Below are 13,927 nucleotides of genomic sequence, written 5' to 3'. Positions count from 1 at the left end.
TGTTAGTATAGCACATTTTTGTGTGGGAAACACTCAATTTCCGTCCACCAGGGCGAAGGTCATCTCGGCCACGGCGGCGGTTTTGCCGTTCACGAGGGCCTTCCCCTCCCCCATCACCAGGGGGCCCTTTTGGCCGGTGATGGTGCAGGTCATCTCCAGCACGTCGCCGGGGGTGACCTGCTGCTTAAAGGTGGCGTTTTTGACCCCCCGGAAGAGGGCCAGTTTGCCCCGGTTCTCCGGCAGGGACATGAGGGCCACGCCCCCCACCTGGGCCATAGCCTCGATGATGAGGACGCCGGGGAGGACGTGCTTTTGGGGGAAGTGGCCGCAGAACCACTGCTCCCCCACGCTGACGCACTTGATGCCCGTGGCCCAGGCCCCGGCCTCCCCGTCGGTGACGCGGTCCACCAGGGCGAAGGGGAAGCGGTGGGGCAGGAGGGCGGCGATCTCGTTGGAGTTATACTGTAAACCCATCCCTCAGCCCTCCCATCTCTTGAAGAGGAGGCAGGCGTTGTGCCCGCCGAAGCCCAGGGAGTTGGAGAGGGCGTAGTCCACCCGCTGGGCCCGGCCCTCGTTCGGGATATAGTCCAGGTCGCAGGCGGGGTCGGGGACCTGGTAGTGGATGGTGGCGGGGAGGTAGCCGTCCTTGAGGGCCATGGCGCAGAACACCGCCTCCACCGCCCCGGCGGCCCCCAGAAGGTGGCCGGTCATGGCCTTGGTGGAGGAGACGGCCATTTGGTAGGCGTGGGGGCCGAACACCGTCTTGATGGCGGCGGTCTCCCCGGCGTCGTTGAGGGCGGTGGAGGTGCCGTGGGCGTTGACGTAGCCCACCGCCTCCGGGGCCACCCCGGCGTCGGCCAAGGCCTCGGCCATGGCCCGGGCGCCGCCCTCCCCGGCGGGGGCGGGGGCGGTCATGTGGTAGGCGTCGCAGGTGGCGCCGTAGCCCACCACCTCAGCGTAGATATGGGCGCCCCGGGCCTGGGCGTGCTCCAGGGTCTCCAGCACCAGAACGGCGGCGCCCTCCCCCATGACGAAGCCGGAGCGCTCGGCATCGAAGGGGATGGAGGCCCGGTCCGGGTCGGCGCCGGCGCACAGGGCCTTCATGGAGGTGAAGCCACCGATGGCCAGGGCGTTCACCGAGGCCTCGGTGCCGCCGCAGACCATCACGTCGGCGTAGCCGTCCCGGACGGAGCGGAAGGCGTCCCCCACGGCGTTGCTGCCGCCGGCGCAGGCGGTCACCGGGCAGGTGCACATGCCCTTGAGGCCGAAGCGGATGGCCACCAGCCCCGCGGCCATATTGGCGATAATCATGGGGATGAAGAAGGGGGAAACCCGGTCGTAGCCCTTTTCCTCCGCCTTGAGGGTCTCGCCCACGGTGATGTCCATACCACCGATGCCGCTGGAGATGACGCAGCCCCAGCGGGTGCGGTCCTCCTCCCCGTTTTCGGACAGACCCGCGTCGGCCATGGCCTCCACGGCGGCAGCCATAGCGAACTGGGCATAGAGGCCCATACGCTTGGCGTCCTTTTTCTCCATCCACCCCTCGGGGTCGAAGTCCTTGACCTCCCCCGCCAGGGTGACCTTGCGGCCTGTGGTGTCGTAGCGGGTGATGGGGGCGATGCCGCACACGCCCTGGCGGACGGCCTGCCAGCTCTCGGCCACGCTGTGGCCCAGGGGGTTCACCGTGCCCATGCCGGTGATGACGACCCGTTTTTTCTCCATGGTGTTTCCTCCTTTAGACGGCCATGCCGCCGTCCACGCAGACGACCTGGCCGGTGATGTAGCCGGCCTCCTCAGAGCACAGGAAGGCCACCAGGTGGGCCACATCCTCCGGCTGGCCCAGGCGGGCCATGGGGATGGACTTCAAAAGCTCCTCCCGGGCCTTCTCGGGCAGGGCGGCGGTCATATCGGTGTCGATAAAGCCGGGGGCCACGGCGTTCACCGTGACGTCCCTTGTGGCCAGCTCCTTGGCGGCGGATTTGGTCAGGCCGATGATCCCCGCCTTGCTGGCGGAGTAGTTGGCCTGGCCGGCGTTGCCCCGCAGGCCCACCACCGAGGAGAGGTTCACGATGCGGCCCCACCGGGCCTTCATCATGGGGCGGCACACCGCCTTCATGGTGAGGAAGGCCCCCTTCAGGTTGGTGGCGATGACGGCGTCGAAGGCGTCCTCCTTCATGGTCATGAGAAGGCCGTCACGGGTGATGCCGGTGTTGTTCACCAGAATGTCCACCGAGCCGAAAGCATCTACGGCGGCGTCCACCAGGGCCTGGGCCCCGGCGGGGTCGGCGGCGTCGGCCTTGACGGCCACGGCGCCGGTGGCGTCGGCGGTCTCTTCCGCGGCGTCGGCGTTCCCGGCGTAGGAGAACACCACGTTGGCGCCCAGGGCGCGCAGCTCGGCCACCACGGCCCTGCCGATGCCCCGGCTGCCGCCGGTGACCACGGCGGTCTTTCCTGCTAAGGTCATAGGGATGCCTCCTTCCAGGCGGTCAAAAATTTCTCCAGGTCCTCCGGCTTTTCCACCGGGAAGCACCGGATATCGGGGCAGGTCTTGCGGACGAAGCCGGTGAGGGCCTTGCCCGGGCCAATCTCCACCACGGTGTCCACCCCGTACTCAGACAGTTTGCGGATGGTGTCCTCCATGCGCACGGCATGGCTCACCTGCTCCTCCAAAAGCCCCTGGATGGTGTCGCCAGGGCCCATCACGTCGCCCAGACGGTTGAAGAGGACGGGGATTTGCATTTCTCCGAAGGTGATTTCCCGGAATTTCTCCCGCAGGGCCAGCCCCGCGGCGGTGAGCAGGGAGGTGTGGAAAGGGCCGCTGACCTGGAGGGTCATGCACCGCTTGGCCCCCGCCTCCCCGCACAGGCGGGCGGCCTCCAGCACGGCGGGCTGTACGCCGCCGATGACGGTCTGGCCGGGGCAGTTGAGGTTGCACACCTCCACCACGCCCAGGCCGGAAGCCTGGGCGCAGCAGGCCCGGATGGCCTCCACGTCCAGCCCCAGCACGGCCACCATGGCGCTCTGGACGCCCAGGGAGGCGGCGGTCATGGCCCGGCCCCGGAAGGCGGTGAGGGAGATGGCGGTGTGGGCGTCGAAGACCCCGGCGCAGTGGAGGGCGGAATACTCCCCCAGGCTGAGGCCCGCGGCGTAGGCAGGGGCCACCCCCGCCTCCCGCAGCAGGGCGGTGACCCCCACGGCGAAGGCCGTCATGCAGGGCTGGGTGTACTCGGTCTGGTTCAGGACCCCCTGGGGGTCGGCAAGGCAGGTCTCCTTCAAACCGAAGTCCACCGGGGCATTGTCGTAGACCTTGCGGAAGGCAGGGGAGGCGTCGTAGAACTCCTGCCCCATGCCCACCTTCTGGCTGCCCTGGCCGGCGTATAGAAAGGCGAGTTTCATGCCTCGTTCACCAAACCTTTCTTGCACTCTTGATACCCGGCGTATAGTTCCTCGAAAATATTACGCAGAGGCTTGATTTCGTGGAGCTGGCCCGCCACCTGGCCGGCCATCAGGCTGCCGGTGTCGGTGTCCCCGTCGAAGACCGCCCGGCGCAGAGAGCCCAGGGTGAGCTTCTCCATCTCGGCCAGGGGGAGGTGATCCTTCTCCATCCGGACGTACTCCCGGGCCATCTTGTTCTTGAGCACCCGGACGGGGGCCCCGGTGGTGCGGCCAGTGACCATGGTATCCGAGTCCTTGGCCTTCAAAAGGGCCTGCTTATAGTTGTCGTGGATGGGGCACTCGGCGCTGACCAGCAGGCAGGTGCCGATCTGCACCCCGCAGGCGCCCAACGCCTCGGCGGCCAAAAGCTGGCGGCCGTCGGCGATGCCCCCGGCGGCGATGACGGGCACGTCCACCGCGTCCCGCACCTGGGGGACCAGGGCCATGGTGTTCATCTCGCCGATGTGGCCGCCGGACTCGCAGCCCTCGGCGATCACGCCGTCGATGCCGTAGCGGGTAAGCCGCTGGGCCAGGACTGCGGCGGCCACCACGGGGAAGACCTTCATGCCCGCGTCCTTCCATATGGGGATATATTTGCCGGGGTTGCCCGCGCCGGTGGTGACCACCCGGACCCCCTCGTCCACCAGAAGCCGGGCCTGCTCCTCCACCTCGGGGTTCATCAGCATCAAATTGACGCCGAAGGGCTTGTCGGTGAGTTCCCGGCACTGGCGGATGTGGGCCCGCAGGGTCTCGGTGTCCATGCCGCCGGAGCCGATGAGGCCCAGGGCCCCGGCATTGGAGACGGCGGCGGCGAAGGCGCCGGTGGCGATGTTGGCCATGCCGCCTTGGATGAAGGGGAATTCCGTCCCCAGGATGGTGTTGAGGTTCAGCATTGCGTGGTCCTCCTTGTTGACGATTCCCGCCTGCGGGCGGGGACGGGGGCAGGGTTGCGCCCTGCGGGGCCGCCTCCGGCGGGGCAAAGCCCATTTCTTTTTTCGTGAAAAAAGAAACGGTCTTTGATGCCAAAGAAAAAAGCCAAACTAAATTTATGGGTGGTCACTTCTATTGACCGGCGCTCACGTCTGTCAACTCCTGCTTCTCATTGCACCGCTGCCGCTAGGTACTGCTGTACAGCCAGTGTTTGCAACTCATCGGCGCACCTAAGTGGGTGGAAGTTTGTTAAATAGGCTTCCCCTGGGGGAAGCTGTCTGCGAAGCAGACTGATGAGGGGAACCTATCGTTTCACAGAGCCTTTGCTGTTATCCCCAGTTCCCCTCATCCGTCAGCCCTTCGGGCTGCCACCTTCCCCCAAGGGGAAGGCTAAGGGCACGCACAAACGGCACCTATCAATCAAGCACACGTCAGCGGCCGAGCGGCGCTAGGAGAAGCACGGGTCGCACAGACGCACCCGTGCTTTCCCCCTTTTCTTCGGGCAGTAGACCTCCTACTAAAAAGGAAAACTGCGCTCAAGGCCGCACCAGAGACTTTTCTTTGGGGGGCTGGGGTGGCGTTTCTTTTCCTCGGGAAAAGAAATGTCCCCCAGATTTACGCACGTCCCGACGTGCAATCAGGAAAGCACCAAGCACCATCGTTTGGTGGTTCAAGCGAACCCAATCAGCGCCCCCGCCCAGGTGAGCCCCCCGCCGAACCCGACGCACAGGGCCTTTTTCCCCGGCCCCAGCCGGCCGTCCCGGCACAGCTCGTCCAGCACCAGCGGCACGCTGGCCGCCGAGGTGTTGCCGTAGCGGGAGAGATTCTTGTGCACCTTTTCGGTGGGCACGCCGAACTTTTTGACCACCAGATCCACGATGCGCTCGTTGGCCTGGTGGAAGACCACCTGATCCACGTCGTCGATGGCCGCGCCGGTCTTGTCCAGCACCGCCTGGATGCACTTGGGCACCGTCTCCACGGCGAACTTGAACACCGGCTGGCCCTCCATGTAGATCCGGGGCTTCCCCCCGGCTAGCACGCCGGTGACCCCCAGCACCTTGTCGTTCCCCCGCACGCCCAGGACGGCGGAGATGGAGGGCCACTCGGGGCGGAACTCCACCACCACGGCCCCGGCGGCGTCCCCGAAGAGGACGCAGGTGGAGCGGTCGGTGAAATCGGTGAGGCGGCTCAAAACCTCGCCCCCCACCACAATGCCGTAGCGCTTGGGGCTGGCGGAGAGGAGGCACTCCATGGTGTGCAGGCCGAAGAGGAAGCCGGAGCAGGCGGCGTTCAGGTCAAAGCAGACCGTGTCCTCGGCAAGGCCCAGCTCCCGCTGGAGCAGGCAGGCCGCCGCCGGGGAGAACTGGTCGGCGCATACGGTGCACACGACGCAGGCCCCCACTTCGGCGGGGTCCACCCCCGCCGCCTCCAAAGCGGCCTTGGCCGCCCCGGTACACAGGTCCAGGTGGCTCTCGGCCACGCAGTGGTGCCGCTCTTTGATGCCGGTACGGCTGGTGATCCACTCGTCGCTGGTGTCCACCATGCGGCTCAGATCCTCGTTGGTGGTCACCTTGGCGGGCACACGGCTGCCGGTGCCCCGTATTTTGATGCCGCTCACGGCTTTTCCCTCCTGGTCACGCCCATGGCGCGGAATTTCTTGTAGCGCTGCTCGGCCAGGGCCGCCCCGTTCAGGCGCTTGAGGCCGTCCAGGGCCCGAAGGAGGGCCCGGTCCAGCACCCGGTAGAGGGCCTCGGGGTCTGCGTGGGCACCCCCCTCCGGCTCGGGGATGATGCCGTCGATGACCCCCTCCACCAGCAGGTCGGCGGCGGTGAGCTTCATCACCTCGCTGGCCTCCTCCGCCTTGGCGGAGTCCTTCCACAGGATGGAGGCGAAGCCCTCGGGAGAGAGAACGGAGTAGATGGCGTTTTCCAGCATAAGGACGGTGTTCCCCACGCCGATGGCCAACGCCCCGCCGGAGCTGCCCTCCCCGGTGACCACGCACAAAACGGGCACCGTCAGGGCGGACATGGCGGCCAGGTTCCGGGCGATGGCCTCCCCCTGGCCCCTGGCCTCGGCCTCCAAGCCGGGGTAAGCGCCGGGGGTGTCGATGAAGGTGATGACCGGCCGGCCGAACTTCTCGGCCTGGGTCATCATCCGAAGGGCCTTGCGGTAGCCCTCCGGCCCCGGCATACCGAAGTTGTATTTCAGGTTTTCCTCCAGGTTCCGGCCCTTCCGGTGGCCCAGGACGGTGACGGGCCTGCCGTGGAAGAGGGCCACGCCCCCCAGGATGGAGGGGTCCTCCCGGCACTGCCGGTCCCCCTTCTGCTCGAAGAAGTCGGTGAAAAGGGCGGAGATGAAGTCGGCGGTGCCGGGGCGGCCCGCGTGGCGAGCCAGGGCCACCCGCTGGGCGGCGGTAAGGTCGCTCATGCCCTCTCCCCCTTTCCGTGGAGTTTTAAGAGGCGGGCCAGGGTCTCCCGCAGTTCGGTCCGGGGGACGATGGCGTCCACGAAGCCGTGCTCCTCCAAATATTCCGCCCGCTGGAAGCCGTCGGGGAGAGTCTGGCCGATGGTCTGCTGGATGACCCGGGGCCCGGCGAAGCCGATGAGGGCCCCCGGCTCGGCCAGGGTGATGTCGCCCAGGCTCGCGAAGGAGGCGGTGACTCCGCCGGTGGTGGGGTCGGTGAGGACGGAGATGTAGAGCCCCCCCTTTTGGGAGAACCGCTCCAGGGCGGCGGAGGTCTTGGCCATCTGCATTAGGGACAAAATGCCCTCCTGCATCCGTGCCCCGCCGCTGGCGGAGAAGATGACCAGGGGCAGCTTGTTTTTCTCGGCGTACTCAATAAGCCGGGTGACCTTCTCACCAACGGCGGCGGACATGCTGCCCATGAAAAAGCGGCTGTCCAGTACGCCGATGGCAACCTTGCGGCCCTCGATGGTCCCGGCGGCGGTGACCACCGCCTCGTTGAGGCCCGTGCGGGCCTTGGTCTCGGCCAGCTTCTTGCCGTAGCCGGGGAAGCGGAAGGGGTCGGTGGCGGTGAGCCGCCCGTCCAGCTCCCGGAAGGAGCCTGCGTCCAGGATGAGGCTCAGCCGGTAATAGGCCCCCACGGGGTAGTGGTGGCCGCACTTGGGGCAGACGTACCGGGCGTGGACCAAATCCCGCCGGGGCACCGTCTCCCCGCACTTGGGGCAGGGGGTGGCCTGGGAGAGCTGGGGGGCCTGGCCGTCCCGCATGGCCTTCAGGGCCAGCAAATGCTGGCGGCGTCTGGCGAAGGCGCTGTTCATGCCTCGGCCTCCTCTCCCACGCTGTCATACCACTTCAAAAGCTCTTCCAGGTTCCGCTCCAGAAAGCCGGTGTCCACGCTGCCCCTGACGAACTCCGGGTGGTACATGATGAGGTGGGCCAGGGAGGCATTGGTGGTGCAGCCCTCGATGACCAATTCCTCCAGGGCGCGGCGCATCTTCCGCACCGCCTCCAGCCGGGTGGGGGCGTGGACCACCACCTTGGCGCACAGGGAATCGTAATAGGGGGGCAGAGTGTAGCCGGTGAAGAGGTGGGTGTCCACCCGGACGCCCTGGCCGCCGGGGAGGTGGAGGAAGTCCACCTTCCCCGGGCAGGGGGCGAAGCCCCGGCGGGGGTCCTCGGCGTTGATGCGGCACTCCATGGCGTGGCCGGTAAGGGCCACCTCCTCCTGAGGCTTGGAGAGGGGCAGCCCCGCGGCGATGCGGAGCTGCTCCCGCACCAGGTCCATGCCGGTGACGAACTCGGTCACCGGGTGCTCCACCTGGATGCGGGTGTTCATCTCGATGAAGTAGAAATTGCCGTCCTTGTCCAGCACAAATTCGATGGTGCCGGCGTTTTCATATCCGGCGGCCTTGGCGGCCAATATGGCGGCGGCTCCCATCCGCTCCCGCAGCTCGGGGGTCAGGGCCTTGGAGGGGGATTCCTCGATGAGCTTCTGGTTCTTGCGCTGGATAGAGCAGTCCCGCTCCCCCAGCTGGATGACGTTCCCCTGCTGGTCGGCCAGGATCTGAAACTCGATGTGCCGGGGGGAGAGGATGAGCTTTTCCAGGTACATCTCCCCGTCGCCGAAGTTGGCCACCGCCTCGCTGCGGGCCTCCTCGAACCTGGCCTCCACCTCCTCGGGGGTGAAGGCCCGGCGCATCCCCCGCCCGCCGCCGCCGGCGGCAGCCTTGATGAGGACGGGGTAGCCGATGGCGTCGGCCACGGCCTTGGCCTGGGCGGCGTCAGCCACGGCCCCGTCGGAGCCGGGGACCACGGGCACGCCCACGGACTTCATCAGCTCCCGGGCGGCGGCCTTGTTGCCCATCTTGCGAATGACGGCCCCGGAAGGGCCGATGAACTTCAGCCCCGCCTTTCCGCAGGCGTCGGCGAAGTCGGCGTTCTCCGAGAGGAAGCCGTAGCCGGGGTGGACGGCGTCGCACCCCGTGGCCTGGGCCACGGTGAGGATGGCGGCGGTGTTCAGGTAGCTGTCGGCGGCGCGAGGCCCGCCCACGCACACCGCCCGCCCTGCGAACTGGACGGCCAGGGAGTCGGCGTCGGCGGTGGAGTGGATCACCACCGTGTCGATGTCCAAATCCCGGCAGGCCCGGAGGACCCGGAGGGCGATCTCCCCCCGGTTGGCAATCAAAACCCGCTTGAACATGGTTACACCGCCCGGTAGCGGAGAATGGCGTCCCCGAAGGCCACCAGTTCTCCGTCAGACCGCAGAAGCTCCTCCACGACGAGGTCACAGGGGGCGGGGACCTCGCTCATCATCTTCATGGCCTCCATCAGGCACACGGTCTGCCCCTTTTTCACCTTGTCCCCCGCCTTCACGAAGGGGGGCTGGTCCGGGGCGGCGGAGGCGTAGTAGGTGCCCACCAGGGGGGCGGTGACAAAAAGCCCTTCCGGCTTCTCCGGCGCGGGGGCGGCAGCGGCAACCGGGACGGCGACGGGGGCCGGGTTGGGCGCGGAAGCCGCAGCCTTGCCCAGCTCCAGGGAGAAGTCCTTCATGGTCAGCTTAAAGGTGGCGCAAGTGCTCTGCTCAAAGCGGGCCATCAGGGCGAAAATTTCTTCGTTGGTCATTGGGGTATGCTCCTTTCTGAGTTGGAAAAGGCCCACCAATTTAGGTGGGCCTTTGACGTTCTCAGTTGGCGTGGGTCTTGATGTAGTCCACGATGTCGCCCACGGTCTTGAAGTTGGCCACATCCTCGTCGGGGATGGTCACGCCGAAGGCCTCCTCCAGCGCCATGGACAGCTCCACGGCGGCCAGGGAATCGGCCTCCAGGTCGTCGGCCAGGTTGGCCTCCAGCACCACCTTGTCGGCGTCGCAGCTCAGGGTCTCCACAATGATGTCGCGCACTTTCTCGAATTCCATCGTCATATACTCCTTATTAGTTCAATGATTTTAATTAAAAACTTTTAACTAAAAAAGCTGAAGTAATGATATCATGGATTTCCCGTTTGTCAAGAAAAAGTTTTCGACCCCGGGGGCAAAAAATGTTACAATAGGGGAAAAGGAGGGGATATTTATGACCCAGCACCAGCGGGCGCTGGCCGGGAAGCTCTTTGACGCCAGGAGCCAGGAGTTGCGGGACTTGAAGCACAAGGCCCATGTCTTGTGCCAGAGGTTCAACGCCATGGACGAGTATGACCCGGAGCGGTTGCCCATCGTCCGGGAATTTATCGGCGCCATTGGGGAGAACTACTATTTCCAGGGGCCCATCCAGTTTAATTACGGCTGTCACACGAAAATCGGAGACAACTTTTTCGCCAACTTCAACCTCACGGTGATGGACGACGGGCCCATCGTCATCGGGGACCGGGTGATGTTCGGTCCCAACGTGTCCCTGATGGCCACCACCCATCCGCTGATTTACGGCGAGCGGGAGACCATGACCTACCCCGACGGGCACGTGTCCACCTCGGAATACGCCCCCGGCATCGTCATCGGCAGCCACGTGTGGCTGGCGTGCAACGTGGTGGTGTGCGGCGGGGTCACCATCGGGGACGGGGCCGTGGTGGGGGCCGGGAGCGTGGTCACCAAGGACATCCCCGCCGGGTGGCTGGCCTATGGGAACCCCTGCCGGGCGGTGCGGCCCATTACGGAGGAGGACAGCAAACTGGATTTGTTGTGAGTCCACTTTTATGAAAGGTGGGGGAAAGCTGGGGGGAGGTCTTTTCTGGAAAAGACCTCCCCCCCAGCCCCCCCCCCAGAAAAGCACCCGGAGGGGGATTTCGATTTCCCCCTCCGGGACCACCCCTTGAAACGACCAAAGGAGGGGCACCTGCGGGTGCCCCTCCTTTGGAAACCACCCCAAGCTGTCCACAAGAGGGTAAGAAAACCCCGGGGTAGCACTTCGTAGCGGCCCCGGGGTTCGTAAGGTCTTCGGCTTCCCCTGGGGGAAGCTGTCGAGCGTAGCGAGACTGATGAGGGGAAGTTATCCGTTTGGTAGGGCCTTTTCTGTTATCTCCAGTTCCCCTCATCCGTCAGCCCTTCAGGCTGCCACCTTCCCCCGAGGGGAAGGCTAAAGACACACAAAACGCACGTATCAATTAAGAATACATCAGCGGCGAGCGGCGCTAAAGGGACCATGTATCGCACAGACGCTCCCGTGCTTTCCCCCCCCCCTGTCTTTGAGCAGTAGACCTGCTACTGGAAAGGGAAACTGCGACCAGGGCTGCACCAAAAGACTTTTCTTTGGGGGCCTGGGGTGGCGTTTCTTTTCCTCGGGAAAAGAAATGTCCCCCAGATTTACGCATGTCTCGACGTGCAACCAGATATAAAAGAAGGACCACCCGCCAATCCAGCGGGTGGCCCTTTTATATTTGGGTAAACCTTACTTCTTAATCCCGGGGTTATCCTTCATTTCCTTCAACGCGTCCTTATAGGAGAGGTTGACCCGGCCCTTCTCGTCGATTTCGGTGACCTTCACCCAAATCATATCGCCGATATTCACCACGTCCTCCACCTTCTCCACCCGGTGGTCGGCCAGCTTGGAGATATGGACCATGCCGTCCTTGCCGGGGGCCAGCTCCACGAAGGCGCCGAAGGTCATGATGCGCACCACCTTGCCGTAGTAGAGGCTCCCCACCTCGGGCACGAACACGATGGTCTCGATCATCTTCTTGGCCACGTCGCAGGCGGCGGAATCGGGAGAGGCGATGTGGATGGTGCCGTCGTCCTCGATGTCGATCTGGGCGCCGGACTCGGCGGTGATCTTCTGGATGACGGAGCCGCCCTTGCCGATGACCTCCCGGATCTTGTCGGAATCGATCTTCATGGTGATCATCTTGGGGGCGTACTTGCTCACCTCGGACCGGGGGGCGGAGATGCAGGGAAGCATGATCTCGTCCAGAATGGCGAACCGGGCGTCCTTGGTGATCTCCAGGGCCTCCTTGATGATGGCGTGGGAAAGGCCGTCGTTCTTGATGTCCATCTGGATGGCGGTGATGCCGGCCTTGGTGCCGGCCACCTTGAAGTCCATCTCGCCGTGGAAGTCCTCCACCCCCTGGATGTCGATGAAGGTGGTGAAGCCGCCGTCGTCGTCCTGGATGAGGCCGCAGGAGATGCCGGCCACGGGGGCCTTGATGGGCACGCCGGCGTCCATCAGCGCCAGGGTGGAGCCGCAGATGGAGCCCTGGGAGGTGGAGCCGTTGGAGCTCACCACCTCGGAGACCACCCGGATGGCGTAGGGGAACTCGTCCACGGAGGGGATGACGGGGTCCAGGGCCCGCTCGGCCAGGGCGCCGTGGCCCTTCTCCCGGCGGTTGGTGGACCGGGCGCCACGGGCCTCGCCCACGGAGTAGGAGGGGAAGTTATAGTGGTGCATGTACCGCTTCTCGGTGTCCTCCCAGATGGTGTCCAGCTTCTGGTTGGCGGAGAGGGTGTTCAGGGTGCAGATGGAGAGCACCTGGGTCTGCCCCCGGGTAAAGAGGCCGGAGCCGTGGACCCGGGGCAGGACGCCCACCTCGGCGGCCAGGGGCCGGATCTCGTTCTTGGCCCGTCCGTCCACCCGGTGGCCCTCCAGGAGCCAGGCCTTGACGATCTTCTTCTGGAACTTGTAGGTGATCTCCTCCAGATACTTGTCCATGTCGGGGTACTCTTCCAGGAACAGCTCGTGCCAGTGGTCGATGAGGGCGTTCCACCGGGTCTCCCGGACGTTCTTGTCATCGGTGTCCATGGCGGCCTTGGCCTCGTCCATGGTGGCGGCCACAATCTTGTCGAAAAGCTCCTGGTTGAAGTCGGCGTGGTCGTAGGTCATCTTCTCCCGGCCGATCTCGGCCACGATGCGGTTGATGAGGGCCACCTGGGCCTTGATCTCCTCGTGGGCCTTCACGATGGCGTCGTACATGATGTCGTCGGGCAGCTCGCTGGCGCCGGCCTCGATCATGATGACCTTCTCCTGGGAGGCGGCCACGGTCAGGTCCAGCTTGGAGTTGTGGCGCTGCTCCTGGTTGGGGTTCATGACGATTTGGCCGTCCACGTAGCCCACCTCCAGGCAGCCGATGGGGCCGACCCAGGGGATGTCGGAGAAGGCCAGGCAGGCGGACACGCCGATCATGGCGGTGACCTCGGGAGAGCAGTCCCGGTCCACGCTCATGACGGTGCAGGTGACCACCACGTCGTTGCGAAAATCGTAGGGGAACAGGGGCCGGATGGACCGGTCAATGACCCGGCTGGCCAGCACGGCGGGCAAGGAGGGCTGGCCCTCCCGGCGCATGAAGGAGCCGGGGATGCGGCCCACGGCGTAGAGCTTCTCCTCGAAGTCCACAGACAGGGGGAAGAAGTCGATGCCGTCCCGGGGACGGGCGGAGGCGGTGACAGCCACCAGCACGGTGGTCTCGCCGTAGGTGACCATGGCGGAGGCGTTGGCCAGCTCGGCCACCTTGCCGATCTCCAGCTTCAGGGGGCGGCCGGCCAGGTCCATCTCGTAGACCTTGCGGTTGGGGAACTGCTTGTGGGTGATGACGGTTGACATGATTTTGTCCTCCTTTGTTCTCCCCGCGCGGCCTCCTCCTTTAGCACTTGAATCCATGCCTCCCCCGGCGGACGGGGCCCAGATTCAACTGCTAAATCGGCGGCTTTGCGGAGGTATGTTTGCCTCTCGAAATAGGGGAACAGGGTGGCGGGTCAAACCCGCCACCCTGATTCACGTTTCTTACTTACGGATGCCCAGCTTGGCGATGAGGGCACGATAGCGCTCCACGTCCTTGTTGGCCAGATAGTCCAGCAGCTTGCGGCGCTTACCGATCATCTTGTACAGGCCACGACGGGAGTGGTTGTCGTGGATGTGGGTGCGCAGATGCTCGGTGAGCTCGTTGATGCGGGCGGTGAGAATGGCGATCTGGACCTCGGGAGAGCCGGTGTCCGTGGCGTGGGTGCGATTGGCCTCGATAACGGCCGTCTTTTCGTCCTTACGGATCATGTTTGGGTTCCACCTTTCATTTTTCATTGCCCAGAGGGCTGAGGGATGGGTGGGTGAACACCTCCTGGAAAGAGGCCGTCTCCCGATCTCTAAGCCGGCGGGCAGGTTGGCGTGCTTTCAAAATATATCATAGA

At 65.1% G+C, this 13,927-nt stretch carries 14 protein-coding genes; 1 reads left to right on the top strand and 13 read right to left on the bottom strand.

What is annotated here, in order from left to right; all coding sequences use genetic code 11:
- Positions 1–33: 33 nt before the first annotated feature.
- The 11 genes from fabZ to acpP all read right to left on the bottom strand — a co-directional run bounded on the left by fabZ (position 34) and on the right by acpP (position 9,742).
- Positions 34–474 carry a 3-hydroxyacyl-ACP dehydratase FabZ gene (gene fabZ, locus AAEU42_RS10525; RefSeq protein WP_342233507.1) on the bottom strand — a complete coding sequence of 147 codons (441 nt, stop codon included), beginning with the start codon at positions 472–474 and terminating at the stop codon, positions 34–36.
- Between the two features lie 3 nt (positions 475–477).
- Entirely contained in the window at positions 478–1,722 is a 1,245-nt protein-coding gene (gene fabF / locus AAEU42_RS10520; RefSeq protein WP_342233506.1) for a beta-ketoacyl-ACP synthase II, read from the bottom strand.
- A gap of 13 nt (positions 1,723–1,735) precedes the next feature.
- Positions 1,736–2,464: a 3-oxoacyl-[acyl-carrier-protein] reductase gene (gene fabG / locus AAEU42_RS10515; protein WP_342233505.1), complete on the bottom strand. Its 729-nt coding sequence runs from the start codon at positions 2,462–2,464 to the stop codon at positions 1,736–1,738.
- Positions 2,461–3,396, bottom strand: a complete 936-nt coding sequence (locus AAEU42_RS10510) for an ACP S-malonyltransferase (protein ID WP_342233504.1) — start codon at positions 3,394–3,396, stop codon at positions 2,461–2,463. The genes fabG and AAEU42_RS10510 overlap by 4 nt, the downstream gene beginning before the upstream one ends.
- Positions 3,393–4,328, bottom strand: coding sequence for a nitronate monooxygenase (locus AAEU42_RS10505; protein WP_342233503.1), 936 nt, complete (start codon positions 4,326–4,328; stop codon positions 3,393–3,395). The genes AAEU42_RS10510 and AAEU42_RS10505 overlap by 4 nt, the downstream gene beginning before the upstream one ends.
- A 707-nt stretch (positions 4,329–5,035) precedes the next feature.
- Positions 5,036–5,983 carry a beta-ketoacyl-ACP synthase III gene (locus AAEU42_RS10500; protein ID WP_342233502.1) on the bottom strand — a complete coding sequence of 316 codons (948 nt, stop codon included), beginning with the start codon at positions 5,981–5,983 and terminating at the stop codon, positions 5,036–5,038.
- Entirely contained in the window at positions 5,980–6,792 is an 813-nt protein-coding gene (locus AAEU42_RS10495) for an acetyl-CoA carboxylase carboxyltransferase subunit alpha (protein WP_342233501.1), read from the bottom strand. Before AAEU42_RS10495 ends, AAEU42_RS10500 begins: the two co-directional genes overlap by 4 nt.
- Entirely contained in the window at positions 6,789–7,646 is an 858-nt protein-coding gene (gene accD / locus AAEU42_RS10490) for an acetyl-CoA carboxylase, carboxyltransferase subunit beta (RefSeq protein ID WP_342233500.1), read from the bottom strand. Before accD ends, AAEU42_RS10495 begins: the two co-directional genes overlap by 4 nt.
- Positions 7,643–9,028, bottom strand: coding sequence for an acetyl-CoA carboxylase biotin carboxylase subunit (gene accC / locus AAEU42_RS10485; protein ID WP_342233499.1), 1,386 nt, complete (start codon positions 9,026–9,028; stop codon positions 7,643–7,645). Before accC ends, accD begins: the two co-directional genes overlap by 4 nt.
- Before the next feature lie 2 nt (positions 9,029–9,030).
- Positions 9,031–9,450: an acetyl-CoA carboxylase biotin carboxyl carrier protein gene (locus AAEU42_RS10480; protein WP_342233498.1), complete on the bottom strand. Its 420-nt coding sequence runs from the start codon at positions 9,448–9,450 to the stop codon at positions 9,031–9,033.
- Between the two features lie 61 nt (positions 9,451–9,511).
- The gene (gene acpP / locus AAEU42_RS10475; RefSeq protein ID WP_342233497.1) at positions 9,512–9,742 is read right to left on the bottom strand and encodes an acyl carrier protein; all 231 of its coding nucleotides are present in this window, start codon (positions 9,740–9,742) and stop codon (positions 9,512–9,514) included.
- Between the two features lie 154 nt (positions 9,743–9,896).
- Between acpP and AAEU42_RS10470 the strand changes: the two genes are divergently transcribed.
- Positions 9,897–10,502: a sugar O-acetyltransferase gene (locus AAEU42_RS10470; protein WP_342233496.1), complete on the top strand. Its 606-nt coding sequence runs from the start codon at positions 9,897–9,899 to the stop codon at positions 10,500–10,502.
- A 702-nt stretch (positions 10,503–11,204) separates the two neighbouring features.
- Here the strand turns inward: AAEU42_RS10470 and AAEU42_RS10465 are convergent.
- Positions 11,205–13,346 (bottom strand): polyribonucleotide nucleotidyltransferase, encoded by a 2,142-nt coding sequence (locus tag AAEU42_RS10465; protein WP_342233495.1) that lies wholly within the window; start codon positions 13,344–13,346, stop codon positions 11,205–11,207.
- A 180-nt stretch (positions 13,347–13,526) separates the two neighbouring features.
- The gene (rpsO, locus tag AAEU42_RS10460; protein WP_342233494.1) at positions 13,527–13,793 is read right to left on the bottom strand and encodes a 30S ribosomal protein S15; all 267 of its coding nucleotides are present in this window, start codon (positions 13,791–13,793) and stop codon (positions 13,527–13,529) included.
- Positions 13,794–13,927: the final 134 nt, after the last annotated feature.

Origin of the sequence: Pseudoflavonifractor phocaeensis (assembly GCF_038439875.1) — a bacterium.
Taxonomy (GTDB): domain Bacteria; phylum Bacillota; class Clostridia; order Oscillospirales; family Oscillospiraceae; genus Vermiculatibacterium.
This window is presented reverse-complemented; position numbering and strand designations above follow the sequence as displayed.

Coding starts and splice junctions, on each gene's coding strand:
- fabZ (WP_342233507.1), bottom strand. CDS start 474: ATGGGTTTACAGTATAACTCCAACGAGATCGCCGCCCTCCTGCCCCAC.
- fabF (WP_342233506.1), bottom strand. CDS start 1,722: ATGGAGAAAAAACGGGTCGTCATCACCGGCATGGGCACGGTGAACCCC.
- fabG (WP_342233505.1), bottom strand. CDS start 2,464: ATGACCTTAGCAGGAAAGACCGCCGTGGTCACCGGCGGCAGCCGGGGC.
- AAEU42_RS10510 (WP_342233504.1), bottom strand. CDS start 3,396: ATGAAACTCGCCTTTCTATACGCCGGCCAGGGCAGCCAGAAGGTGGGC.
- AAEU42_RS10505 (WP_342233503.1), bottom strand. CDS start 4,328: ATGCTGAACCTCAACACCATCCTGGGGACGGAATTCCCCTTCATCCAA.
- AAEU42_RS10495 (WP_342233501.1), bottom strand. CDS start 6,792: ATGAGCGACCTTACCGCCGCCCAGCGGGTGGCCCTGGCTCGCCACGCG.
- accD (WP_342233500.1), bottom strand. CDS start 7,646: ATGAACAGCGCCTTCGCCAGACGCCGCCAGCATTTGCTGGCCCTGAAG.
- accC (WP_342233499.1), bottom strand. CDS start 9,028: ATGTTCAAGCGGGTTTTGATTGCCAACCGGGGGGAGATCGCCCTCCGG.
- AAEU42_RS10480 (WP_342233498.1), bottom strand. CDS start 9,450: ATGACCAACGAAGAAATTTTCGCCCTGATGGCCCGCTTTGAGCAGAGC.
- acpP (WP_342233497.1), bottom strand. CDS start 9,742: ATGGAATTCGAGAAAGTGCGCGACATCATTGTGGAGACCCTGAGCTGC.
- AAEU42_RS10470 (WP_342233496.1), top strand. CDS start 9,897: ATGACCCAGCACCAGCGGGCGCTGGCCGGGAAGCTCTTTGACGCCAGG.
- AAEU42_RS10465 (WP_342233495.1), bottom strand. CDS start 13,346: ATGTCAACCGTCATCACCCACAAGCAGTTCCCCAACCGCAAGGTCTAC.
- rpsO (WP_342233494.1), bottom strand. CDS start 13,793: ATGATCCGTAAGGACGAAAAGACGGCCGTTATCGAGGCCAATCGCACC.